Consider the following 24,968-nt stretch of genomic DNA (forward strand, 5'->3'; position numbering starts at 1 on the left):
ATTAAATAAGACGAGAAAGCCAACCCAATGGGTTGGCTTTTTTGCGTTTGGGGGTTTTAAAAAACCAAAGTGAGTGAATTTTAAATATCACCCTAAATTCTGAATATAAAAAATGCCCTAATTTAGGGCATTTTTTATGATCTTTTAACAAAAGTTATGACGAGAAAATGCAGCGAGTACGGTTCTTTCTGAAATTTCTAAATAGTTTTCCATTGCTATTGCGGCTTCTTGGGCTTTTCCATCCATTAGAAGCGTTAATATTTGCTCATTTTTCTCAATATATGGCGCATGTAGCAATTGAGGATCGTTTAATAAACCGAAGGCTAAACGTAATTCTGCTAGAATAAGTTGATATTGTTTAAACAATCTAGGGCTATCTGAAAGCTCAACAATCGCGGTATGAAAATGCATATTACAGGTTCCTACACCGCTCCAATCTTGTTGTGCTTGAAAAATTTTTGCTTGATTAACACTATCTTGCATTCTAACAATGGCTGGATGCATAGGATAAGCATGTCGTAGAGCATCACACTCAATTAATCGTCTTACACGATAAATATCCATGATACTTGCCATATCTGGTACAGAAACAAAAACACCACGATTAGGTTTATAAGTCAAAAGCCCTTCTTGGGTAAGAACACGGAAAACCTCTCTTAAAGTATTACGCGATATCTCTAGCGTTTCACTTAATGCCGTTTCTGACAATCTTTCACCAGGAGGTAATTCTCCAATAGTGATTTTTTGCCGAATAACATTTGCGACTTTTTGAGAAAGAATTTGTGGAGATGTTTTTTTCTGCATTATCTTCTGCTATTAGCTTAATAGAAGTGCCTATTCTATCAGTGTGTTTTGTAATATATAACCTCTATTATGTCACTCTGTCGTACTTCTCACTGTATCAAGTATGACTGTCTATTTATTTTCATCAAAAAAACTTAATTTTTTCTCACGATATTTTAGTGTTTAAACTTATTTTTCCTTCAATTTAGCGCACTATTTTTGTGCATCTGATCTTTTTATGCCTCATTTAAGTGCATGTTCATAGCTCATTAATACGTCATAATTGTCAATAAAATGTTAAAAATGAGATCTTCTTTGCACTTTTATCATCCCATATTTAAATCTATTTGCTTATTTATTCATCTATTATTATTAATTGTTCAACAATCTAATATCAGGTGATTAACAATTATATATTCATGCTCAACAATGGCACGCTAATTGCCTAAGTAATAATAATTAAAATAATGATGATAAAGGGGGTAGCTCATGGCTACACAAGATTCTGCAAATACAACATCAAGTTCGTTTATAAAAAATAGACGCTCTTCACTGATTGCTGCCATTTTTTTAATGGCAACGTCAGCAATTGGCCCAGGTTTTATTACTCAAACAGCAACCTTTACTGCCACTATGGGAGCCGCATTTGCATTTGGTATTTTGGCATCAATCATCATCGACTATGTTGTTCAGCAAAGTATTTGGCGAGTGATTACTGTTACCAATATGCGAGCTTCAGACATTGCTAACAAAGCCATTCCTGGCAGTGGCTACTTACTTGCTGTATTAGTTATTTTTGGTGGTTTAGTGTTTAACGTGGGTAACATTGCAGGTGCTGGATTAGGACTTAATGCGATGGTGGGTCTTGATCCTAAATGGGGTGGGATCTTAAGTGCTTTACTTGCGATCTATATTTTCTCATCACGCAAAGCCAGTAACTTTATTGATCGTATGATTATCGTTCTTGGTATCGTCATGATCTTACTGACTGTTTTTGTCATGATTGCCTCTAATCCTCCAGTCGGAGAAGCATTAAGACAAACTGTGTTACCTGATGCGATTAACTTCGCTACGATCACGACAATTGTCGGTGGCACTGTGGGGGGATATATCTGTTATGCGGGCGCTCACCGTCTTCTTGATAAAGGAACAACGGGTATTGAGAACATTGATGCTGTATCAAGCGCTGCAACCAAAGGAATTTTAGTGGTTGGATTGATGCGCTATATCCTGTTCCTTGCCATTTTAGGTGTGGTTGCTAGTGGTGTAACATTAGATATTTCTAGTCATGCTGCTAATCCAGCTTCTCAAGCATTTCAACATGCAGCAGGTTTAACTGGATTACGCATCTTCGGTCTTATTTTATGGGCTGCTGCATTAACGAGTGTGATTGGCGCAGCTTATACCTCAATGTCATTTATTACTGTATTTAAAAAAGGTGTTACTGAGCGTCAACGTAATATCGCAACCATTATTTTCATCGCGATTTCACTCGCCATTTATATGGTTATGGGAACTGCACCTGCTGCATTATTAGTCTTTGCCGGTGGTTTTAATGGACTAATTTTACCTATTGGTATGACACTATTCATTTTTGTTGCATGGCGTCGCCAAGATCTCATGAATGGTTATAAATATCCTGCATGGTTACTGTGGTCAGGTATTTTAGTTTGTGCACTGACTTGGTATATGGGCATTATGTCCGTGGGTGCTATTTTCAACTACCTTAACATTGCTTAAGAGAATAATAACGATGATAAAAGCCGTCGATTTAAACAGTGATTTAGGTGAAAGCTTCGGTCAATGGACTATGGGCAATGATGATGCAGTGCTTGAAATTGTTAGTAGTGCCAATATTGCTTGTGGCTTTCATGCGGGTTCACCCGATGGAATTTTAAAAACATTAAAAGCAGCAAAACAACACAATGTCGCGATAGGAGCACATGTTGCTTATCCTGATTTAGTGGGGTTTGGTCGCCGTAATATGGATATCGCCAGTGATGAATTAACCGCAGATGTGATTTATCAAATAGGTGCTTTGCAAGGATTGGCTAAAGCAGCGGGTTTGAACGTGACTTATGTTAAGCCTCATGGCGCGCTTTATAACACAATTGCGCATGATAAACGTCAAGCACTTGCGGTTATTGAGGCGATCCTCGCCGTCGATCCTCAACTGACATTAGTTGCTTTAGCGGGTTCAACCTTGATTACACTTGCAAAAGAAAAAGGTCTTCGTGTCATCGCCGAAGCCTTTGCAGACAGAGCCTATCACTCGGATGGTACGCTGGTTTCGCGTAAAAAAGAGGGCGCGGTTTTACATGATCCTAAGCTTGTTGCGCAGCGTATGTTACGGCTTGTACAAGAAGGTGGCGTTGAGTCAATAGAAGGCGTGTTTACTGCGATACAAGCTGATTCTATTTGTGTTCATGGTGATAGTCCAGACGCTGTGGCTCTTGCTAAAAGTGTAAAGGAAATTCTAATTAATCATGGTGTTGCCATAAAGCCATTTGCATTATCTATGGATAAATAGAGAGGTATCAATTGCGCTTTTTACCTGTTAATTTATCTCATTTACTTGTTGAGCTTACTTCTTTGAAAGAGACGCTCGCATTGTATGAATCCGTTAAACAAGCGGATATTGCAGCTATTCAAGATATTGTGCCTGCGGCCAAAACACTCTTAATTCACTATACGCCATGGTTAATTACGGCCGAAGAACTTGTGTTTCAGCTTCGACAATTAGAAGTCAAAGCGGTATCAGCACGTCAAACACAATCATTAACGATCCCCGTCCATTATCAAGGTGAAGATCTCAATGAGGTTGCTGAATTATTAGGGATCGCTACCAGTGAGGTGATCCGCAGGCATACAGAACAAACTTATCAAGTTGCATTCACCGGTTTCGCCCCCGGTTTTGCCTATTTAATTGCTGATGAAACCCTGCTTTATGTGCCTCGTCGTAAAACACCTCGAACACGGATCCCAGCAGGCTCGGTCGGATTAGCTGGTGAGTTTAGTGGGATTTATCCACAACAAAGCCCCGGTGGTTGGCAACTTATTGGTACCACAGAAATAAAAATGTGGGATCTCTCTCGTGAGCAACCTGCCTTTCTATTGCCGGGTAATGAAGTGCATTTTGTTGATGCACAAAAAGCCCCAATGACAGTTTCATTACCTGAGAAAAAATCAGCAGTCGCTTCCCCGCTTTCGTTAAATGATAAAGGGTTATATGTTATTTCAGCAGGGCTACAAACTTTATTTCAAGATGAAGGGCGTATTGGTGCTGCATCAATGGGGGTATCTGCTTCAGGTGCACTTGATAAACCTGCTTTACATGCGGCTAATCGTTTAGTGGGTAATCCCACAACTTTTGTTGCACTTGAGATAACCCAAGGTGGACTGACGCTTAAAGCACGACAAGACTGTGTGTTTGCTTTAACAGGGGCGGATTGTTCTATTATGTTAAAACATGAATCGGGTGAGGGCGAATATTTATCAGGTTATCAGCCTATAGATGTTCGCTGTGGCGATGAAATTATTTTAGGTATGCCAAAAGCGGGTGTACGTAGTTATCTTGCCGTGAGAGGCGGGTTTAGATTACCCAAAGTACTTGGTAGCTACTCGTTTGATACCTTAGCGCAAGTCGGCCCTAATATTTTACAAGAAGGTGATGTTCTTCACCTGAATAATGCAAGCATCTCAAACGGTATTCTTGCCGATGAGCAGCCAACATCAGTGCTGCCAAAAGAAGGTGATATCGTCATACTGGATGTCGTTTTAGGTCCTCGTACCGACTGGTTTACAACTGAAGCTATAAAAACACTAACTTCTCAATTATGGCAAGTGACACCACAATCTAATCGTATTGGGTTACGTTTATTGGGTGAAACACCTCTTGCACGAGCGCAACAACAAGAGCTATCGAGTGAAGGCACCTGCATTGGTGCAATACAAGTGCCTATTAATGGGCAGCCTGTTTTGTTTCTTAACGATCACCCTTTAACAGGAGGATACCCTGTTATCGGTGCTGTTGCTGAATATCACTTACCACTCGCAGGGCAGATCCCTGTTAACGCTAAAATTCGTTTTAATCCAATTACCGAATTTCAAGAATATTGATAGGAGAATGCCACTCATGACAACAATTAACCAAAAACAACGAGTGAAGCATAGAGTACTTATTGCAAACCGAGGCGAAATCGCAGTTCGTATCATTCGTGCTTGTCAGGATCATGGTGCCACCTCAATTGCTATTTATGCTAATGATGATATTGATGCATTGCACGTTCGTCTTGCTGATGAAGCTTATGGGCTCAACGGTAATTTGCCGAAAGAGAGTTATCTAGATATTAATAAAATTATTGATATTGCCCATAAAGCCAATGCCACGATGATCCATCCCGGCTATGGTTTTCTTTCCGAGCGAGCTGATTTTGCGAAAGCGGTACAAGACGCAGGATTTATTTGGATCGGCCCTAACCCAGAAACGATCGAAGTGCTTGGTGACAAAGTGAAAGCTCGCAAAATAGCACAATCTGTTGGTGCTCCTCTTGTCAATGGTACGGCAGATCCCGTTAATGATGCCAAAGAGGTTTTAGATTTTGCTAAACAGTATGGCCTACCTGTTGCCATTAAAGCCGCTTTTGGTGGGGGGGGACGAGGTTTAAAGATCGCTCATAAAATGGAAGAGATTGAAGAACTCTATCATTCTGCTGTACGAGAAGCAGTAACTGCATTTGGCCGAGGTGAATGTTATGTCGAGCAATTCTTAGATAAACCTCGCCATATCGAAGCGCAAATTATCGCAGATAAATTAGGCAATGTTGTTGTTGTTGGAACACGAGATTGTTCGTTACAACGTCGTAATCAAAAGCTAATTGAAGAAGCGCCAGCGCCTTATTTAACAGATGAACAACGTGAACGTATTCACCAATCAGCCAAAGATATTTGCGCTAAAGCAGGCTATGTGGGGACAGGTACCGTTGAGTTTTTATTAAGTGAAAATGGCACTATCTCATTTCTAGAAGTGAATACACGCTTACAAGTGGAACACCCTGTTACCGAAGAAACAGCAGGTATCGATTTAGTGATCGAACAGTTACGTATTGCTGAAGGTTTACCTTTAAGTATTGATAAAACCCCAGTTCCGTGCGGCCACTCTTTTGAATTTAGGATCAATGCAGAAGATCCCGCCAAAGGTTTTTTACCGACACCGGGTTTAATTACGCATTTCTCTCAGCCTTCAGGCCCCGGTGTTCGTGTGGATAGTGGTGTTGCTGAAAATAATCAGGTTTCACGCCAATTCGATTCTATGATGGCAAAACTGATAGTGACAGGTGCAACTCGAGAACAAGCCATTGCACGGGCTCGTAGAGCGTTATCTGAATTTAAAATTGAAGGAGTGGCAAGCGTATTGCCTTTCCATTGTGAAATGATGAGGCATACCGATTTCATTGAAGATTTTAAAGTGCATACTCGTTGGATTGAAACTGATTTTCAGGCAAAAAATACCCATTTTCCTCGAAGTACACCTACAAAAAATGAAGAGCTCGTTCGTACTTTTATTGAAATTGATGGTCGTCGCCATGAACTCGCTTTGCCAGCTCAATTATTGTCACTCTCTGCGGTAATACCAACAGCAATTAATGTCAGTCATGATAAAGAAGAGAATGAAAAAGCAGTCACTGCACCAATCTCTGGTGTATTACATAGCTGGGTTTTATCTGATGGCGACAAAGTCAAAGAAGGTGATGTCATTGCGATTATGGAAGCGATGAAAATGGAAGTTCAGGTAGTGGCTTCTCGTGATGGTGTATTATTGCAAAAAGCGAAAACAGGTGATTATTTTTCAGCAGAAACTATTTTGGCTGAAATCAATTAACTGATTAACCAATAAAATATTTTTTTTCAAAGTTAGCTCTTTAATATGAATTAATCTCATATTAAGGGGCTTTTTTATAATAACAGTATTTATATTCCTATTTGTTATATCTAATTCCTTTTGGTTATAAGTTATTTTGCCTATAATCGAAGCTCGTTAAATTTTAACCAAAAAGGAAATAGGATGTTGCTTGTAACACAACTGCTTATTGGTGCTGCAATAGGGTTAGTTATTACAACAACGGGTGTTGGCGGTGGTGTTATTTTATTACCTGTTCTTATTTATCTTTTTGGTATGAATGCACTCGCGGCAGTGGCAACAGCAAATTTACTTTCTATGTTAATGAAACTCTCCTCTTCTTATATTCATTTTCGGTTAGGCAATATTCCATTAAAACCCGCATTATTGATCTTAGGGATAATGTTTCCGGCAACATTTGTAGCAAGTTATGGTGTGACATGGCTGGGATCACAACCTCAATATTATGATCGTGTTGAATCTGGCATTAATATTTTAATGATCGTTGCTATCGTATTTTCATTGATCTTGTTTTTACAGCGAATGATTAGAAGGACCGCAATTTCAGATCCTTTAATTGCTTTGCCGCCACCTTCTGCAGTGACTTTTTCATCTTTATTTGTGCCGGGAGTCAGTGCTGGGTTTGTACTTGGTGCAACTGGTGTAGGAGGAGGATTAGTCGTATTACCTGTGTTAATGCGCTTTGCACAAATGGGAATAAAAGAAGCGATTGGCACGTCTATTTTTATTACCACGATCCTTTCTGGAGGCTCTGCTATCGCTTATAGTGCTGGTGGTTATACCGATGTTCACACGGCACTTATTCTTTGCTTAGGCTCCTTACTCTCCATTCCATTAGCACGCTATTTACTTGTGTATTTATCCGAGCGTTTCTTCCAATATTTAACACTGTCTTTTATTCTGGTCAGCATCATTATGATGAGTTGGAAATTAATAAATTAACTTAATGTAATATCGAGTGAGTCAATCTTTCTCTTATTACCTTTAGTTAGACTAAACTTATTCTATCATCATTAGATTAATTACTAAGAGTAAGTAAAAACGAGATGAACATTAAAACAGGTGATGAATTTTTAGTTTATATGGCGCTGGGTGAAGAGAGCTATATGAAAGAGTATTACCGTGTTCTAGAAGTTGATAAAGATTTAGGGCAAGTAACGGGTAAGCTTTTAAGAAGAACGACGGCGGATGATAAAAATATTGGTTTAGGTCGTTGCGAGTTAGAAGGTGGTATTGAGCAATTTGCGTTAGAAGATATCTATCCTGTTAAAGAGTGATCCGTTATTGAGATCACTCTCCTTACTTAATTTGTCGCTTAGGCTACAGGTGCATTCTCTGGTAATGCAGATTTTGGTAATCCAAACACTTTGTCAAATACCCAGTTATAAACGAAGGTATAACAAGGGATGATGATGATCAGTGCAAAGTCCATCACTAACGCTTGCCATAATGAAACATTAAGCCACCATGCAATTAACGGAATTAAATAGAGCACCAGCGTAAGCTGAAATCCAATCGCATGTACTAGACGGCGTCTAAAAGTTCGGATCCTTGAAACTTGTCGACTCTCCCAAAATTCAAATATGCAGTTATAAATAAAATTCCAACTCACCGCGATTGTTGTGATCACAAGCGCTAATGGGCCTGTTACCGCTGTTGAGCTATCAGCCAAAAGTGCAAGCCCGACTGATGAAATAACCCACCCAAAAACCTCATAGGCTGTCACGTAGACAATTTTTCGTTTGATACCTTGCATTGTGCTCTCTTTTTCTGTGGATCTGTGTCGTTAAGCATCGTAAGATAAATCAGTAAGAATGATAGAAAAAGTTAGCTAGTATCAATTTGACTGAAACATCAGGAGTGAACATGCAGTTCTCAAGTGAACATATTGCGATATTTTTAGCCGTGATGGATAAGGGATCTTTCTCTGCAGCTGCACGTTCATTAAAACGCGTTCCATCAGCAGTTAGTATGGCGATTGCTAATATGGAAGCTGAATTAGGTTATGCGCTTTTTGAGCGTTCATCACGAGAGCCTCAGCCAACTGAAAAAGCAAAAGCACTTGAGCCTCATGCCAGAATGATCGCTGAGCAATTAAAATTATTACAAGTGCATGCACAAGAGCTTTCGATGGATCTCGAAAGTGTCTTAAATATTGGTGTTGCGGCGGATATTAATCCTGATTATTTATTACCTGCGTTATCTGAATTAACACAACGTTATCCATTATTGAATGTGAATGTGATAACCGCGGCACAAGATGACATTATTGAGATGTTACATTCGCATAAAATTCAATTGAGCCTAGTTTATGGAGGTTTGTATGTGAATGGTGATGAGCAATTTCAATATCTTGGCTCTGAATCGTTGGTGGCAACGATATCTGCAAGTCATATTGCATTAGCACATCCTTCAGGCGTATTTATTGAAGATCTTGTCAATGTCCGCCAAATTATGATCGCAAGCCATACTAAAGAGCTTAGAGATGAACGCTCTTTAGTCGCGACAAATTATTGGCAAACCGATAGTTTTCAAATGGCATTAGGTATGGTTGAAGCGGGAATGGGGTGGGGTAATTTACCGTATTCGCTGATTTATACTCAATTGCAAAAAGGCAAATTAAAACAGCTTCAGTTTAAGAATACAAAAAATGAGTTACGATTACCTATTCATGCCATGTGGCTAAAAGGGGAGTCGTTACAAAAAGGAGCAAAAGAGTTAGTGGAGCTGATGAGTACTCACCAGCCCATTGTACCTAACTTTAATTAATCGACGCGTTGTTGATGAACCCAAACAGCGACTTCAACACGAGATTTTAACTTCATCTTTTTCAGTAGATGTTTTACATGCACTTTGACCGTACTTTCCGTAATATCAAGTTTACGTGCGATCATTTTATTTGATAACCCTTGTGCTATCAGTTTTAAAATATCGCGTTCACGCGGGGTGAGTTGTTCAATATCACGCTCACCTTCAGAACGATCTTCACGTAATGATTCAGCTAAAATAGGGGTTAACGCAGGGCTGACGACCATTTTTCCGGCCGCAGCCTGTTTTAGAGCCGCAAGTAATTCTTCAGGCTCCATATCTTTTAAAAGATAACCATCTGCGCCGCGTTTTAACGCTGTCACTAAATCATCGCTGTAGTTTGATACACTAAACACAACGATCCTTCCTGATAATGACTTTAATCTCAACTGATCAAGTGTTTCAAAACCATTCATTCCTGGCATATTCAGATCCAGCAAAATTAAATCTGGATCTAATTCTTCCGCGAGTTTCACGCCTTGAATACCCTCTCCCGCTTCCCCAATGACAGTGAGTGTTGTATCAAGACTTAAAAGTTGTTTTACACCATTGCGTAGCATCGGGTGATCATCAATGAGTAAAATTGTCGCTTTTTCTGAGGGGGAACTCATATTATTCATTACGACTTGCTCCAATTTAGACAGGGTCTTTGTGAGTAGTAATTAATGGAAATTTAACAAACACTTGAGTACCGCCCTGTTCGCGTACTTTTATAGTATAAGAACCATTTAAGCTGTTTGCGCGTTCACGCATAATAATAAGACCATAATGATTTAACTTTTCAGGATTAGGGCTAATTCCCTCACCATTATCATTAATTTTTAGTTCAACCATGCCATTATTTAGAGATAAAGAGACTTCAGCCCAATTGGCATTGGCATGTTGTAAAATATTATTTAATGCTTCACGGACGATTTGTACAACGTGAATACCTTGATGTGAATTCACACATTTTGCGGGTAATTGATAGTCAAAACTAATGGAGAAACCCAGGCGCTGATTAAATTCAGTCAATGTACTTTCTAGCGCAGCAAGTAACCCCGGTTCAGTGAGTTTTAAGCGAAAAGTGGTTAACAACTCTCTTAACTGACGATAAGCCACATTAAGCTCTTCTCGCATCTCTTTAAGGAGTTTTTGGCAGTTATCCGGTAAGGTTTCTGACTGCATCTGCAAATAGCTAACTTGCATTTTTAAACAAGAAAGTGATTGTGCAATAGAATCATGTAATTCACGAGCAATAGCTGAGCGCTCATCCATTAATAAAAGCTGTTGCTGCTGTTCATTTTGTTGTTCCATTGCCAGCATTGCTGAAATTTGTTTTGTCAGTAAGAGCATTAAATTATTTTGTTCATCAGTTAAAACGGTATTTTCAGGTAGCCGCATAACAAACAATCCATAACGATGGATTTGATCGGCTAATTCCCAATGTAATAACTCACTACTTAACGAAGTCGTTATTAACGTATTATCTTCACAACGTTCGCACTGTTGATTTGGACAGTGATGTGGGCGAGGTTGAGGTTCTAAACTGATTTCATTAAACAGTGTGTGATGATTATCTTCATATAAACGTATCTGCAAATAAGTATCAGGAATGATTTGTTGAAGCTCAAATAATATCTGCCTTAATCGGGCGCAAAGTGGTGCAGTGGAGTGTAATTGTTGGCTTGAATGATAGAGATAAGAGAGCACTTTATTTTTCTGTTGTAAGTCGTGCGTTTTTTCGACCACTCTTTTTTCTAATTCACTATATAGCGTAGAAAGCTCTTCTGACATGGTATTGAGTGCGATACCCAATGTGGCAATTTCATCATGATGTGTACGTTGGTGGAAACGTGCTGAAAAATTACCATGTCCAATTGAATTAGCCATCGCCATAAGTTGTTGCCAAGGGTGTAATAAACGGCGACGGAAATGCCAAACGGAGCCAAATAACAGTAATAATGTAAGTGCTGTAAATATCAGTTGAGTGTAAGCCACCAGCCTTATTTTTTGTTCTGTTAACTGATCTATACTCAAGACTAATTTATCTAATTGAGAAACAAAAAAGGTAACCTCTTGTTTTGCATCCTCTCGTTGCTGGGCATAGAGCAAGGTTGGTTTTAAGGTTTCTTTCCAATAAGTATTTAACTGAGCATATTGTGATTGTAGCGACGCATTGCTTAAGACTTGAAGTAATTCACCACTGTCTAAGTCAGTTTCTAATTCGTGAAGATAATAACGATGTTGTTCATCTAAGGGTAAAGCGGATAGCAAGCGATAGCTTTGCATTCGCAACGATCCAGATTTATTAATTGCATGAGCATTACCTTGCACACTCAAAATAATATGGTTAGAAATCGCCATTCCTACCACACCCAATAGAGTGAAAAGTAACATTAATATCGCTATCTGATTAATAATTGAAAAACGGTAGTGCCATTGGATTTTATGTGTACTCATCGTTATTTTTCCAAATTTATTCTGGCGCTATATTGCCTTAAAAAGACATCAAATGTCATATACCACTAAAGTATTACCTCTAAATATCTCATGGAGATAATTTCACTTCTAAATTATAGTGTTTTTAATTTAACTTATTCATTTAAAATGAAAAATTAAGGGTAATCCTATTAATACTTAGGTGTAAATAACGACTTTAGCTTAAAAATCAAACAAATATTTGCTTGATGCAGATCATGACTAATTAACAATTCTAATCGTAAAAAGGTGCCAATCTAACCGTTAATCGAGGTTGTTATGGCACTCACTCAACACCCAGAAAAAATGAGAAAAGGGGTGATCGAAGATTGGCATCCTGAAGATAAAGCTTTTTGGGAAAAAACTGGTCAAAAGATCGCTTCTCGCAATTTATGGATTTCTGTTCCTTGTTTACTCTTATCATTCTGCGTATGGATGCTTTTTAGTGCAGTTGCAGTAAATTTGAACAAAGTCGGTTTTAACTTTACCACAGATCAGCTGTTTATGCTGACGGCTTTACCGTCTGTTTCGGGTGCGATTCTGCGCGTTCCTTACTCCTTTGTTATTCCTATTTTTGGTGGTCGTCGTTGGACGGCAATCAGTACTGTGTTTTTGATTATTCCTTGTATCTGGCTGGGTATTGCAGTGCAAGACACCACAACGTCTTATTCAACCTTTATTGTGATTTCGCTGTTATGTGGTTTTGCAGGTGCGAACTTTGCTTCTAGTATGGCGAATATCAGCTTTTTCTTCCCTAAAGCACGCCAAGGCGGTGCATTAGGATTAAATGGCGGATTAGGTAATCTGGGTGTGAGTGTTATGCAACTCGTTGCACCTTTAGTGATTGGCGTGGGTGTCTTTGCTATGTTTAGTGGCCCAGGTGTAGTTCAGCCTGATGGTTCACGTTTATGGCTAGAAAATGCGGCGTGGATTTGGGTTCCTTTCTTACTTATTCTGACATTTGCTGCGTGGTTTGGTATGAACGACCTTGCGGCGAACAAAGCCTCTTTAAGCCAGCAATTACCTGTTTTAAAACGGGGTCACCTCTGGTTATTAAGTATTTTATACCTGTGTTCTTTTGGTTCATTTATTGGCTTTTCAGCGGGTTTTGCGATGCTTTCTAAAACCCAATTCCCCGATATCGTTATTTTACATTATGCCTTCTTTGGCCCTTTATTAGGTGCCTTAGCCCGCCCAGTAGGTGGTGCTTTATCGGATAGATTTGGTGGTATTAGAGTCACACTTATCAACTTTATCATCATGGCAATATTCTCCGCTCTGCTTTTCTTAACACTGCCTATCAATGGCGCTGGTGGCTCATTTATCGCCTTTTTTGGTGTCTTTATGGTGTTGTTTTTAACCGCGGGTTTAGGGAGTGGTTCTACCTTCCAAATGATTGCTGTGGTGTTTAGAAAAATCACGATTGACCGCATGAAAGCACAAGGCGCTTCTGATGAAGCGGCTCAAAAAGAAGCGGTGACAGAAAGTGCAGCAGCACTTGGCTTTATCTCTGCCATTGGGGCTATTGGTGGCTTCTTTATTCCTAAAGCCTTCGGTACATCACTGGCTATGACTGGCTCTCCTGCCGGTGCCATGAAAATCTTTGTTCTATTTTATATCGCCTGCGTCTTGATCACTTGGTTGGTCTATGGACGTAAACACAATAAACAATAATGACGAATTATACGCAATGTGAGAGCGCTCGCGCGCATTGGGAGAGTATCTGATGAGTAAGTTTCTCGATAGATTCCGCTATTTCAAACAACTTGGTGATACCTTTTCAAAGGATCATGGCCAAGAGTTAAATGTTAACCGCGATTGGGAAGATGGTTATCGCAGTCGCTGGCAGCACGACAAAATTGTTCGTTCTACCCACGGTGTAAACTGTACCGGCTCTTGTAGCTGGAAAATTTACGTTAAAAATGGGTTAGTGACATGGGAAACCCAACAAACAGACTACCCACGTACACGCCCTGATTTACCGGATCACGAGCCTCGTGGCTGTCCTCGTGGTGCAAGCTATTCATGGTATTTATATAGCGCGAATCGCGTTAAATACCCAATGGTACGTAAACGCCTCATTAAATTATGGCGTGAAGCCAAAGCACAACATAGTGATCCTGTTGATGCATGGGCTTCTATTGTTAACGCGCCAGAAAAAACCAAAAGCTATAAGCAAGCGCGTGGGCGTGGGGGTTTTGTCCGATCTTCATGGTCAGAAGTGAATGAAATCATTGCCGCTTCTAACGTGTTTACAGCAAAAGAGTTTGGCCCTGATCGTATTATCGGTTTCTCGCCAATTCCTGCTATGTCGATGGTGTCATATGCGGCAGGCGCGCGTTATTTATCGCTTATTGGTGGCGCGTGTTTAAGTTTCTACGATTGGTATTGTGACTTACCTCCCGCATCTCCAATGACTTGGGGTGAGCAAACAGACGTACCAGAATCCGCAGACTGGTATAACTCTTCTTATCTGATTGCGTGGGGTTCTAACGTACCTCAAACCCGTACTCCTGATGCGCACTTCTTTACCGAAGTTCGTTATAAAGGCACTAAAACCGTTGCCGTAACGCCAGATTACGCTGAAATTGCAAAGCTCTGTGACCAATGGTTAAACCCAAAACAAGGTACAGACAGCGCAATGGCAATGGCGATGGGACACGTTATTCTTAGCGAATTCCACGTTAAACGCCAAACAGAATATTTCCGCAACTATGTGCGCACTTACACTGATATGCCAATGTTGGTGATGCTAGATAAACACGATTCAGGCAAGCTAGTTGCAGGTCGTATGTTGCGTGCTTCTGATTTAGTGAACAATCTGGATCAAGAGAAAAATCCAGAGTGGAAAACTATTGCGATTGATGAGCAAACTCAACAATTAGTTGCGCCTCAAGGTTCGATGGGCTTTCGTTGGGAAGGCGTGGCTAAATGGAACCTAGAGCCTAAAGACGGCAAAAGTGGCAAAAATATCACATTGCAATTAGGTCTTTTAGATAATCATGATGATGTTGTTGATGTCGCATTCCCTTATTTTGGTGGCATTAAAAGCGAATATTTTGAAGGTGTTGCGCTTGATGATGTGATTGTTCATAAACTGCCAGCTAAGCGGATTACACTTGCGAACGGTGAAGAGAAATACATCACAACTGTCTATGATTTATTGTTAGCCAACTATGGCGTTGATCGCGGTTTAAATGATGAAAACTGTGCATCAAACTACGATGAAATCAAAGCATACTCCCCCGCATGGGCTGAAAAAGTCACAGGTGTCAGTCGTCAAGATATCACCCGTATTGCGCGTGAATTTGCGGATAACGCAGAAAAAACACATGGTCGTTCTATGGTGATTGTGGGGGCAGGTATCAACCACTGGTATCACATGGATATGACGTATCGTGGCATTATCAATATGCTGATTTTCTGTGGTTGCATCGGCCAAAGTGGTGGTGGTTGGGCACACTATGTTGGACAAGAAAAACTGCGCCCACAAACGGGTTGGTTGCCATTGGCCTTTGGTCTTGACTGGCAGCGTCCACCTCGCCATATGAACAGTACGTCATTTTTCTATAACCACTCAAGTCAGTGGCGTTATGAAACCGTATCACCGACAGAGTTGTTATCGCCATTAGCCGATAAATCTCGCTTTAGTGGTAGTTTGGTCGATATGAACGTGCGTTCAGAGCGTATGGGGTGGTTACCTTCCGCGCCTCAATTAAACTTAAACCCTCTGTCTATTGCGAAAAAAGCGCAAGAAGCGGGGGTGAGTCCATCTGATTACACTGTGAATGCATTGAAATCAGGTGAAATCCGCTTTGCTTCAGAGCAACCTGATAACCCACAAAACTTCCCACGTAATTTATTTATCTGGCGTTCTAATTTGTTAGGTTCGGCAGGTAAAGGGCATGAGTATTTACTGAAATACTTGTTGGGAACCGAAAATGGATTACAAGGTAAAGATTTAGGCGAGCAAGGCCAAGTTAAGCCACAAGAAGTGGAATGGCAAGATAAAGGTGGTGAAGGTAAAGTTGATTTAGTGGTAACTTTAGACTTCCGTATGTCAAGTACTTGTCTGTTTTCCGATATCGTTTTACCAACAGCCACATGGTATGAAAAAGATGATATGAATACGTCGGATATGCATCCGTTTATTCATCCATTAACTGCTGCGGTGGATCCTGCTTGGGAATCCAAAACAGACTGGGAAATCTATAAAGGTATCGCTAAAACCTTCTCTAAATTGTGCGTGGGTCATTTAGGTGTTGAAACCGATCTAGTGACATTACCGATTCAGCATGACTCCGCCGCCGAAATGGCACAACCTTTCGATGTGAAAGATTGGAAGAAAGGTGAATGTGATCTTATTCCGGGTAAAACAGCACCACACCTTATTCCTGTTGAGCGTGATTATCCAAATACCTATGCCCGCTTCACCTCACTTGGGCCATTGATGGACAAATTGGGTAATGGCGGTAAAGGGATCAGTTGGAATACACAGGCAGAAGTCGATTTCTTGAAAAAACTCAATCGCGTTCGCCATGACGGTGCTGCAAAAGGGCGCCCAGCAATTGAAACAGCAATTGATGCAGCCGAAGTTATCCTCTCTTTAGCACCTGAAACCAATGGTCAAGTGGCGGTAAAAGCGTGGGATGCACTCAGTAAAGTGACAGGACGCGATCACACTCATTTAGCGAAAGTAAAAGAAGACGAAAAAATTCGTTTCCGCGATATCGTTGCTCAACCTCGTAAAATCATTTCAAGCCCTACATGGTCTGGTCTTGAAGATGAGCACGTCTCTTATAACGCCTGTTATACCAACGTTCACGAGATGATCCCTTGGCGTACTTTAAGTGGTCGTCAGCAGTTGTATCAAGATCATGAGTGGATGCGTGCTTATGGTGAAAGCTTAGTGGTCTATCGTCCACCAATCGATACTAAAGCGATTGATGCGGTTAAAGGTAAAAAACCAAATGGTTTCCCTGAAAAGGCGCTGAACTTCCTAACTCCTCACCAAAAATGGGGTATTCACTCAACGTATAGCGATAACTTATTGATGTTAACGCTCGGTCGTGGTGGCCCAGTGGTTTGGCTGAGTGAAGATGATGCGAAAGAAATGGGAATTAGCGATAACGATTGGGTTGAAGCTTATAACAGTAATGGTGCGCTAACGGCGAGAGCGATTGTCAGCCAACGTATTCCTGATGGCATGATTTATATGTATCACGCACAAGAACGTCAAATAAACCTGCCAGGATCTGAAATAACAGGAATGCGTGGCGGTATTCACAACTCTGTGACGCGAGTTTGCCCTAAACCCACTCATATGATTGGTGGATACGCGCAGTTGGCTTATAGCTTTAACTATTACGGCACTGTGGGCTCTAACCGTGATGAGTTTGTAGTGGTGCGTAAAATGAAACAGATTGATTGGCTTGATGGTGAAGGTGATGCTTATCAACAGACCCTGAATGGACAGGAGAAGGCATAATGAAAATTCGTTCACAAGTCGGTATGGTACTGAACCTCGACAAATGTATCGGTTGCCATACCTGTTCAGTAACCTGTAAAAATGTTTGGACCAGTCGTGAAGGTGTTGAATACGCATGGTTCAATAACGTTGAAACCAAACCGGGTACAGGGTATCCCCAAAATTGGGAAGACCAAGAGAAGTGGAAAGGTGGCTGGATCAAAAATATCAAAGGTAAATTAGTACCAAGAATGGGCAACCGTGTTGGTCTATTATCTAACATTTTTGCCAACCCAGATGTGCCAGCATTAGACGACTACTATGAGCCTTTTGATTATGACTATGAGCATTTAAAAAATGCACCAGAAGGCTCATTACCGACAGCGCGTCCTCGTTCGCTGATCACTGGTCAGCGTATGACCAAAATCGAAAAAGGCCCAAACTGGGAAGATGACTTAGGTGGCGAATTTAGCAAGCGTGCTGCGGATAAGAACTTCGCCAATATGCAAAAAGAGATGTATGGGCAGTTTGAAAATACATTCATGATGTATTTACCGCGTTTATGTGAACACTGCTTAAATCCGGCTTGTGTTGCGACATGCCCAAGTGGTGCGATTTATAAACGTGCTGAAGATGGCATTGTGCTTATCGATCAAGATAAATGCCGTGGATGGCGCATGTGTTTAACCGGATGCCCATACAAAAAAATCTACTTTAACTGGAAAAGCGGTAAATCAGAAAAATGTATTTTCTGTTATCCACGTATTGAGGCTGGTCAGCCAACATTGTGCTCAGAAACGTGTGTGGGACGTATTCGTTATCTGGGTGTGATGCTGTATGACGCAGATAAAATCTCGCAAGCCGCCAGTGCGGATAATGAAAAAGATTTATACCAAAGCCAATTAGATATCTTCTTAGATCCCTTTGATCCTGAGGTGATTGCCGCGGCAGAAGAGCAAGGAATTCCATTAAGTGTGATTGATGCAGCACAGCGTTCACCTGTTTACAAAATGGCAGTGGATTGGAAGCTGGCATTACCGCTGCATCCTGAATATCGCACCTTACCAATGGTTTGGTATGTACCACCTTTGTCACCCATTCAATCTGCTGCGGATGCGGGTGTATTACCACATACAGGCGTTCTACCTGATGTAGAAAGCTTACGTATTCCTGTTCAGTATTTAGCTAACTTATTGACAGCGGGTGATACTGCACCAGTGTTATTAGCATTGAAACGTATGTTAGCGATGCGTCACTACAAACGTGCTGAAACAGTAGAAGGAAAAACAGATTTAAGTGCATTAGAGCAAGTCGGTTTGACTGAAGCGCAAGCACAAGAGATGTATCGTTATCTAGCTATTGCCAATTATGAAGATCGCTTTGTTATCCCATCAAGCCATCGTGAACTTGCAAGAGAAGCTTTCCCAGAACGTAATGGTTGTGGTTTTAGCTTTGGTGACGGTTGCCATGGCAGTGATAGCAAATTTAATTTGTTTAATAGTCATCGTATTGATGCAATTGATATCACATCAAGAACGCCTCAAGATGAACGTCGTTCAGAGGAGAAAATATAATGATCTCTCTGAAAGTCATTTCCCATCTCTTAGATTATCCCACACAAGAATTATGGGATAACCGAGGTGAACTTATCGATGCATTACAGGAAGCCGATGAGCTTCCTGTGACTCAAGTTGCAAAATTAATGGCGTTTATTCACGCTTTATCGCAACAAGAGTTATTAGATGCACAAGCCAATTACAGTGAGATTTTTGATAGAGGCCGAGCGCGATCACTGTTGTTATTTGAACACGTTCATGGTGAGTCTCGCGATCGTGGTCAGGCAATGGTGGATCTGCTTAATCAATATCAACAAGCGGGGATCACATTAAGTAGCCGTGAACTTCCTGACTATTTGCCTACGTATCTTGAGTACTTAACGCTTTTACCTACAACCGGATGTATTGAAGGGCTAAACAACATTGCGCCTATTTTGGCTCTGTTAGGTGAGCGTTTAAAACAACGAGGCAGTGACTATCACGCTCTCTTTGATGTGTTGCTTTGCCTCTCACAAAGTGGATTCGAAGCATCACAATTAACTGCTCAAGTAGAAAAAGAGCCTTTAGATGATACACCAGCAGCATTAGATGCGGTATGGGAAGAAGAACAAGTGACGTTTCTTGGAGAAGGGACGCAATGTAGCAGTAGCAATATTAGCCAACATCAGCGCCGCTTTGCACAAGAAACTGCAGTTCAATATCTCAACGTGGGGAATTCGTTGGATACGGGAGCACAAAAATGAATTACATCAATATGTTATTTTTTGATATTTATCCCTATATTGCCGGTGCCGTTTTTATTATTGGTAGCTGGTTACGTTACGACTATGGTCAATATACTTGGCGAGCTGGCTCTAGTCAGATGTTAGACAAGAAAAACATGCGTCTAGCGTCTAACTTATTTCATGTTGGGATCCTCGGTATTTTTGCTGGTCATTTTTTGGGGATGTTAACGCCACATTGGATGTATGAATCCTTCTTGCCAATTGAATATAAGCAAATTATGGCGATGGTGGGTGGTGGTACTTGTGGTGTATTAATGCTGGTGGGGGGCGTGATGTTATTAAAACGCCGTTTAACCCATCCACGCGTTAGAGCTACATCTTCATTTGGTGACATCATGATCTTAACGCTTCTGGTTATTCAAGTTGCGTTAGGTCTGCTGACTATTCCATTCTCAGCACAACATATGGATGGCAGCGAAATGATGAAGCTGGTGGCTTGGGCGCAATCTATCGTGACCTTCCACGGTGGTGCTTCGGCTCATCTTGAAGGTGTCGCATTCGTATTTAAATTGCACATTTTCTTAGGTATGACGATTTTCTTATTGTTCCCATTCTGTCGATTAGTTCATATTTGGAGCGTGCCAATTGAGTATTTAACGCGTCGCTATCAAATTGTGCGTAATCGTCATTAATGAATACCCATCTCCTGATAGTCAGTTAGAGACCCTTTAGTTGCGCTTATCTCACCCCCGCCCGCGGGGGTTTTTTTATCTCTTTTTCCTACCTTAAAACATCAACAAAAATTTTGAATGGTTAAAGCAATAATCTTTAGATTCATTTAAGAATGGTTGCACTTATAATTCTTTTCAACGAAATGAATTTATATAAGGCAATAAACAGTTAATTAAATATCGTGATATTTAATTAACTTTAAAGATTGATAATTGATTATTTATTATTAATAAATTCAAATGTAAATTTTAATTAATCTGAGCATTGTCATGTAAATTTGGTGCTATGATTTAATTGAGTCTTACCTCTATTATACTATCGGAGATTATTATGAGCTTTAAATATCATCGTATTGATAAAAATAATGCCGCTGTTCTGTTGGTAGACCATCAAGCTGGATTACTCTCTTTAGTCAGAGATATCGAGCCTGATAAATTCAATAATAATGTATTAGCATTAGCCAATGCCGCTAAATACTTTAATTTACCTACCATTTTAACCACTTCTTTTGAAGACGGTCCTAATGGCCCTCTAATGCCTCAGCTCGTCGAAATGTTCCCTGATGCTCCTTATATCGCTCGCCCAGGCCAAATCAATGCATGGGATAACGAAGATTTCGTCAAGGCAGTTAAGGCCACAGGTAAAAAACAACTGATTATTGCGGGTGTCGTGACTGAAGTCTGTGTTGCATTCCCTGCATTATCAGCACTTGAAGAAGGTTTTGAAGTCTTTGTTGTAACGGATGCTTCAGGTACTTTCAATGCTATTTCTCGTGACTCTGCGTGGGATAGAATGTCAAAAGCAGGAGCACAATTAATTAACTGGTTTGGTTTAGCTTGTGAGTTACACCGTGATTGGCGTAATGATGTGGAAGGGTTAGGTGCGTTGTTTGCTAATCATATTCCAGACTATCGTAATCTTATGACAAGCTATAATACTTTAACAAAAAAGTAAGCGGTTAATTTAAGTTTTATCTAAAAATAGGGCTTATATTAATTTCGACAAATATAATTTAATTAAATTTATTAAATTGTAGATATAAGCCTTTAATTAAAATGGAATAGAAATGAAACGTCAAATATTAAAAGCGACCGCTATTGCGATGGCATTAAGCGTGGGTGTTGCACAAGCTGCAGAATATAAAGCTAGCACCGCAGAAGGCCCAATTAAAATAGTTAACCTAAAAGCCATGGAAGCACAAGTTCAAGCGAATATGGAGAAAGGTGCTTTCGGTTATATTCGTGGTGGCGCTGAAGACGAAAATAATTTACGTTCAAATACGACTGCATTTGATAAAAAATATATTATGCCTCGTTCATTACAAGGCATCGAATTTTCTGACTTAGATTTAAAAACAGAATTTTTGGGTATTAAATTAGATACGCCTATTATTCAGGCACCGATGGCAGCTCAAGGGCTTGCACATCAACAAGGCGAAGTTGCCACAGCAAAAGGTATGGCGAAAGCCGGCTCTATTTTCTCATTAAGCACTTATGGTAATAAAACCATTAAAGAAGTGGCAGATGCTCAACCGGGTTATCCTTTTTTCTTTCAGTTATACATGAGTAAAAATGATGCCTTTAACGAGTATATTTTATCTCAAGCAAAACAGTATGGTGCTAAAGGTATCATTATGACTATCGACTCCTCAGTGGGGGGGTATCGTGAAGATGATGTGAAAAATAATTTCCAATTCCCATTAGGCTTTGCCAACTTAGAAGCATTTGCAAAAATCAGTGATGACAAATCTAAAACAGGTAAAGGCGCGGGTATTAGTGAAATTTATGCGCAAGCTAAACAAGCCTTCACACCCGCAGATATTCAGTATGTGAAAAAAATGTCTGGTTTACCTGTGATTGTAAAAGGTATCGAATCACCTGAAGATGCAGATACTGCCATTAAAGCCGGTGCAGATGCGATTTGGGTGTCTAACCACGGTGGTCGTCAATTAGATAGTGCACCAGCAACGATTGATGTATTACCTGCGATTGCAAAAGTGGTGAACAAACGCGTACCTATCGTTTTTGATAGTGGTGTTCGTCGTGGCTCACATGTTTTTAAAGCATTAGCCAGTGGCGCAGATATTGTGGCTGTTGGTCGCCCCATTCTTTATGGATTAAATTTAGGGGGGGCTGAAGGTGTAAATTCAGTTATCCAACATTTAAATAAAGAATTAAAAATTAATATGATGTTAGGTGGTGCGAAAACAGTAAAAGATATTCAAGCCACTCAACTTTATACTGATGCAAGTTTTAATAAATAATTAGCACTCAAATTAGAAATAATAAAAACCCACGCTTCATATTGAGCGTGGGTTTTTATCTATTAATGATTGAGAGAATTTAATTTTGGGTTGATGGTGTTTCGCCAAAACAGAGGTTATTTTGATGATTAATGCCACCATCGGGAGATGAATAACCCAAGCAACCTAACATCGAATCAAAAATATTGTGATGATAGAACGTGCGTTCCACATCTTGATTACGTTTTAGGTTATCAAATAACTGTTTATTTTCAGGCTCGGCTAAATAGCTATCCGACATCCAAACTAAGAAAGGCACTTTAAATTGCTCCGGTGGAGCAATTTCTTTTGGTGTTCCGTGTAAGCCACCTTTTTCCGAAATAGATTCACCGTGATCGGAGGTATAAAACACAATGGCTTTTTTATCGCGTAATGTATCGAGTATGCCATCAATAAAATAGTCGGTATAAAGAATTGAATTGTCATAAGCATTCACTAATTGCTCTTTAGTACACTCATCATCCACATTTAAACATTCAGGTTGGTATTTTTTGAATGATTCTGGGTAACGCTGTGAATACATAAAGTGAGAGCCTTTAGTGTGTAAAATCACTAAATGATTTCCTTTTGGATTCTGAGCAACCGCATTCGCCGTTTCAGCAATCAATAAGGTATCATCTAGCTCTTTACCAAAGTTACTGTTTTTGGCGGTCATCATCTCTTTCATTGCGTAGTTATTTAAATCAAGTTTATTGTAAAACCACAACTCGCTTTGCATTGAGAATAGCTCTGATGACATCCCTAGTTGGCTTAATACTGAGAAAATATTGTTCTCTTTCAATGTACGTTGGTCATTGCTTTCTGTTCCATCTTCGCGCACAAACATACATTTTAAAGAGAGCTTGGTTGCGGTATCACAAGAAACACCTTTAAAGGCAACAAGGTTTTTCTCTTGGCTTAATAGCGGATTCGTTTGACGTTCATATCCTAATAATCCCATATGATCCCATCTTGCTGTTTCACCAATAATAAAAACCACATATATGTCTTCATTAACCTTTGAAGGCTGATAAGTGAAGTGATCGGCAGGATTAAAAATATTTTGGCTATTAAACGTATCGTCATACTGCGTTATTGCATATTGGAATAATGGAATAATCCAATTTGTCGGTAAATACGCATAACTTAAGCCACCACTATAACTTGGCAGATCTAAATTATTTTTTATTTCATAGGCTTTTTGTCTTGTATCAAGCGTTTTTAAATAGCTAAAAACAGCCAGTGCAATCACAAGCATTTTTGCAGTGTTTTTTATCCAGATTTTTTTCTTTTGTTGTGTCGTTAGATTTTTCTCTGGTTTTTTACATAGCCAAATAAGAGCCAATGGCAAAATAGATAAGCCAATAATCCAAATAATCACATTTGGGCTAACTAGTTCTTTAGATAAATCTGTATCCGTGGTTAGTGTTGAAATGATAATGCCGTATCCAATGACAACATCATAAAAAGAAATATAGTAACTCGCACAAACACTCACGACGAGAATAAAAGAGGCGACTATTTTAAAGAAGAGAGAGCCGAAGAAAGAAAGTAGTCGTAATAGAAAGAAGGTAAAGGCAATATTAACGGCAACTTCGCCTAGAATATATAATGCATCAATGATGGGGTTGTTTGTATTCTGTGTGCCGTATCGGCCAATGTAAACGGAAAGATTAAGAAAAAAACCAAGGTAGACAGCTAAAAAAAGGGCAATGTTCTCTTTAGAAAATCGTAAAAACTTTAATTTTTGCATGTTCAGTTATTATCAATTTATAGGGTGTAGAGGTCTTTATGACCGCGAAGTTATTTTCAGGTTCAGTATTATGTTCTTTTTTTTATTGAAATTTAAAAATTTTTTATTTGAATAACATTAATATCAAAATTATTAATTTCAAATAGTTCTAGTAGATAGGAATATTGATAGCGATATTAGAAGGTTGTCATCATTATATACGGTAAGATCCTGATAAAGGCAGATAAGAAAGCGTATTTATTATTTTGATTTCGCAGATAAAATAAATAAGTACTATTACGTTATAAGCGCTATAAGTATTAATGTATAACGAATTTTGATAGAAACACAAATCGACATAAATATCGTCATTAGTGTCGAGTTCTTCCTACTATTTTAGTTTTCATTGTTTTCTTACTCATTTAACGGCTTTTATTTTTCTTTATTTTTCATTGTGTTGTAGAAAAGTGAAAAAGGGTGCTTATTTGGCACACTCTCTGCATA

At 39.7% G+C, this 24,968-nt stretch carries 19 protein-coding genes; 14 read left to right on the forward strand and 5 right to left on the reverse strand.

Annotation, left to right across the window (positions count from 1 at the left end):
• Positions 1-144: 144 nt before the first annotated feature.
• Entirely contained in the window at positions 145-804 is a 660-nt protein-coding gene (locus B6258_RS02960; protein WP_099074021.1) for a GntR family transcriptional regulator, read from the reverse strand.
• A gap of 468 nt (positions 805-1,272) precedes the next feature.
• Here B6258_RS02960 and B6258_RS02965 point away from each other — a divergent pair, with 468 nt between their 5' ends.
• The 6 genes from B6258_RS02965 to B6258_RS02990 all read left to right on the forward strand — a co-directional run bounded on the left by B6258_RS02965 (position 1,273) and on the right by B6258_RS02990 (position 7,980).
• Positions 1,273-2,523: an NRAMP family divalent metal transporter gene (locus B6258_RS02965; RefSeq protein WP_099074022.1), complete on the forward strand. Its 1,251-nt coding sequence runs from the start codon at positions 1,273-1,275 to the stop codon at positions 2,521-2,523.
• 13 nt (positions 2,524-2,536) lie between these two features.
• Positions 2,537-3,313 (forward strand): LamB/YcsF family protein, encoded by a 777-nt coding sequence (locus B6258_RS02970; RefSeq protein WP_099074023.1) that lies wholly within the window; start codon positions 2,537-2,539, stop codon positions 3,311-3,313.
• Between the two features lie 11 nt (positions 3,314-3,324).
• Entirely contained in the window at positions 3,325-4,902 is a 1,578-nt protein-coding gene (locus B6258_RS02975) for a 5-oxoprolinase subunit B/C family protein (RefSeq protein WP_099074024.1), read from the forward strand.
• A gap of 16 nt (positions 4,903-4,918) precedes the next feature.
• Positions 4,919-6,664, forward strand: coding sequence for an acetyl/propionyl/methylcrotonyl-CoA carboxylase subunit alpha (locus tag B6258_RS02980; protein ID WP_099074025.1), 1,746 nt, complete (start codon positions 4,919-4,921; stop codon positions 6,662-6,664).
• A gap of 183 nt (positions 6,665-6,847) precedes the next feature.
• Positions 6,848-7,645 (forward strand): sulfite exporter TauE/SafE family protein, encoded by a 798-nt coding sequence (locus tag B6258_RS02985; protein WP_099074026.1) that lies wholly within the window; start codon positions 6,848-6,850, stop codon positions 7,643-7,645.
• A 104-nt stretch (positions 7,646-7,749) separates the two neighbouring features.
• Complete coding sequence (locus B6258_RS02990; protein WP_099074027.1) at positions 7,750-7,980, forward strand: hypothetical protein; 231 nt, start codon at positions 7,750-7,752, stop codon at positions 7,978-7,980.
• A 38-nt stretch (positions 7,981-8,018) separates the two neighbouring features.
• Here the strand turns inward: B6258_RS02990 and B6258_RS02995 are convergent, their stop codons facing one another.
• The gene (locus B6258_RS02995; protein ID WP_099074028.1) at positions 8,019-8,459 is read right to left on the reverse strand and encodes a PACE efflux transporter; all 441 of its coding nucleotides are present in this window, start codon (positions 8,457-8,459) and stop codon (positions 8,019-8,021) included.
• Between the two features lie 110 nt (positions 8,460-8,569).
• On the opposite strand from B6258_RS02995, the gene B6258_RS03000 reads away from it, so the two are divergent.
• Positions 8,570-9,472 carry a LysR family transcriptional regulator gene (locus B6258_RS03000; RefSeq protein WP_099074029.1) on the forward strand — a complete coding sequence of 301 codons (903 nt, stop codon included), beginning with the start codon at positions 8,570-8,572 and terminating at the stop codon, positions 9,470-9,472.
• On the opposite strand, the gene narL is transcribed toward B6258_RS03000, so the two are convergent.
• Both narL and narX read right to left on the reverse strand, forming a co-directional pair.
• Positions 9,469-10,122 (reverse strand): two-component system response regulator NarL, encoded by a 654-nt coding sequence (narL, locus tag B6258_RS03005; protein WP_099074336.1) that lies wholly within the window; start codon positions 10,120-10,122, stop codon positions 9,469-9,471. The genes B6258_RS03000 and narL overlap by 4 nt on opposite strands.
• A 25-nt stretch (positions 10,123-10,147) precedes the next feature.
• Complete coding sequence (narX, locus tag B6258_RS03010; protein ID WP_099074030.1) at positions 10,148-11,953, reverse strand: nitrate/nitrite two-component system sensor histidine kinase NarX; 1,806 nt, start codon at positions 11,951-11,953, stop codon at positions 10,148-10,150.
• 297 nt (positions 11,954-12,250) lie between these two features.
• Between narX and B6258_RS03015 the strand changes: the two genes are divergently transcribed.
• The 7 genes from B6258_RS03015 to B6258_RS03045 all read left to right on the forward strand — a co-directional run bounded on the left by B6258_RS03015 (position 12,251) and on the right by B6258_RS03045 (position 22,714).
• Positions 12,251-13,645, forward strand: a complete 1,395-nt coding sequence (locus B6258_RS03015) for a NarK family nitrate/nitrite MFS transporter (protein ID WP_099074031.1) — start codon at positions 12,251-12,253, stop codon at positions 13,643-13,645.
• Positions 13,646-13,697: 52 nt separating this feature from the next.
• Positions 13,698-17,459: a nitrate reductase subunit alpha gene (locus B6258_RS03020; protein ID WP_099074032.1), complete on the forward strand. Its 3,762-nt coding sequence runs from the start codon at positions 13,698-13,700 to the stop codon at positions 17,457-17,459.
• Positions 17,459-19,012: a nitrate reductase subunit beta gene (gene narH, locus B6258_RS03025; RefSeq protein WP_099074033.1), complete on the forward strand. Its 1,554-nt coding sequence runs from the start codon at positions 17,459-17,461 to the stop codon at positions 19,010-19,012. Before B6258_RS03020 ends, narH begins: the two co-directional genes overlap by 1 nt.
• On the forward strand, positions 19,012-19,737 hold the full coding sequence (narJ, locus tag B6258_RS03030; protein WP_164996130.1) for a nitrate reductase molybdenum cofactor assembly chaperone: 726 nt from the start codon (positions 19,012-19,014) through the stop codon (positions 19,735-19,737). The genes narH and narJ overlap by 1 nt, the downstream gene beginning before the upstream one ends.
• Positions 19,734-20,411, forward strand: a complete 678-nt coding sequence (gene narI / locus B6258_RS03035; RefSeq protein WP_099074035.1) for a respiratory nitrate reductase subunit gamma — start codon at positions 19,734-19,736, stop codon at positions 20,409-20,411. Before narJ ends, narI begins: the two co-directional genes overlap by 4 nt.
• A gap of 370 nt (positions 20,412-20,781) precedes the next feature.
• Positions 20,782-21,405 (forward strand): isochorismate family cysteine hydrolase YcaC, encoded by a 624-nt coding sequence (ycaC, locus tag B6258_RS03040; RefSeq protein WP_099074036.1) that lies wholly within the window; start codon positions 20,782-20,784, stop codon positions 21,403-21,405.
• Positions 21,406-21,517: 112 nt separating this feature from the next.
• Positions 21,518-22,714 (forward strand): lactate oxidase, encoded by a 1,197-nt coding sequence (locus B6258_RS03045; RefSeq protein ID WP_099074037.1) that lies wholly within the window; start codon positions 21,518-21,520, stop codon positions 22,712-22,714.
• Positions 22,715-22,793: 79 nt separating this feature from the next.
• Here the strand turns inward: B6258_RS03045 and eptB are convergent, their stop codons facing one another.
• Positions 22,794-24,485 (reverse strand): kdo(2)-lipid A phosphoethanolamine 7''-transferase, encoded by a 1,692-nt coding sequence (gene eptB, locus B6258_RS03050; RefSeq protein ID WP_099074038.1) that lies wholly within the window; start codon positions 24,483-24,485, stop codon positions 22,794-22,796.
• Positions 24,486-24,968 lie beyond the last annotated feature (483 nt).

Source organism: Proteus alimentorum (genome assembly GCF_002607735.1).
In the GTDB taxonomy this organism is placed as follows: domain Bacteria; phylum Pseudomonadota; class Gammaproteobacteria; order Enterobacterales; family Enterobacteriaceae; genus Proteus; species Proteus alimentorum.

Coding starts and splice junctions, on each gene's coding strand:
- B6258_RS03015 (WP_099074031.1), top strand. CDS start 12,251: ATGGCACTCACTCAACACCCAGAAAAAATGAGAAAAGGGGTGATCGAA.
- narX (WP_099074030.1), bottom strand. CDS start 11,953: ATGAGTACACATAAAATCCAATGGCACTACCGTTTTTCAATTATTAAT.
- narI (WP_099074035.1), top strand. CDS start 19,734: ATGAATTACATCAATATGTTATTTTTTGATATTTATCCCTATATTGCC.
- B6258_RS02990 (WP_099074027.1), top strand. CDS start 7,750: ATGAACATTAAAACAGGTGATGAATTTTTAGTTTATATGGCGCTGGGT.
- eptB (WP_099074038.1), bottom strand. CDS start 24,485: ATGCAAAAATTAAAGTTTTTACGATTTTCTAAAGAGAACATTGCCCTT.
- B6258_RS03020 (WP_099074032.1), top strand. CDS start 13,698: ATGAGTAAGTTTCTCGATAGATTCCGCTATTTCAAACAACTTGGTGAT.
- narH (WP_099074033.1), top strand. CDS start 17,459: ATGAAAATTCGTTCACAAGTCGGTATGGTACTGAACCTCGACAAATGT.
- B6258_RS02970 (WP_099074023.1), top strand. CDS start 2,537: ATGATAAAAGCCGTCGATTTAAACAGTGATTTAGGTGAAAGCTTCGGT.
- B6258_RS02965 (WP_099074022.1), top strand. CDS start 1,273: ATGGCTACACAAGATTCTGCAAATACAACATCAAGTTCGTTTATAAAA.
- B6258_RS02995 (WP_099074028.1), bottom strand. CDS start 8,459: ATGCAAGGTATCAAACGAAAAATTGTCTACGTGACAGCCTATGAGGTT.
- narL (WP_099074336.1), bottom strand. CDS start 10,122: ATGAGTTCCCCCTCAGAAAAAGCGACAATTTTACTCATTGATGATCAC.
- B6258_RS03000 (WP_099074029.1), top strand. CDS start 8,570: ATGCAGTTCTCAAGTGAACATATTGCGATATTTTTAGCCGTGATGGAT.
- B6258_RS02960 (WP_099074021.1), bottom strand. CDS start 804: ATGCAGAAAAAAACATCTCCACAAATTCTTTCTCAAAAAGTCGCAAAT.
- B6258_RS02985 (WP_099074026.1), top strand. CDS start 6,848: ATGTTGCTTGTAACACAACTGCTTATTGGTGCTGCAATAGGGTTAGTT.
- B6258_RS03045 (WP_099074037.1), top strand. CDS start 21,518: ATGAAACGTCAAATATTAAAAGCGACCGCTATTGCGATGGCATTAAGC.
- B6258_RS02980 (WP_099074025.1), top strand. CDS start 4,919: ATGACAACAATTAACCAAAAACAACGAGTGAAGCATAGAGTACTTATT.
- ycaC (WP_099074036.1), top strand. CDS start 20,782: ATGAGCTTTAAATATCATCGTATTGATAAAAATAATGCCGCTGTTCTG.
- narJ (WP_164996130.1), top strand. CDS start 19,012: ATGATCTCTCTGAAAGTCATTTCCCATCTCTTAGATTATCCCACACAA.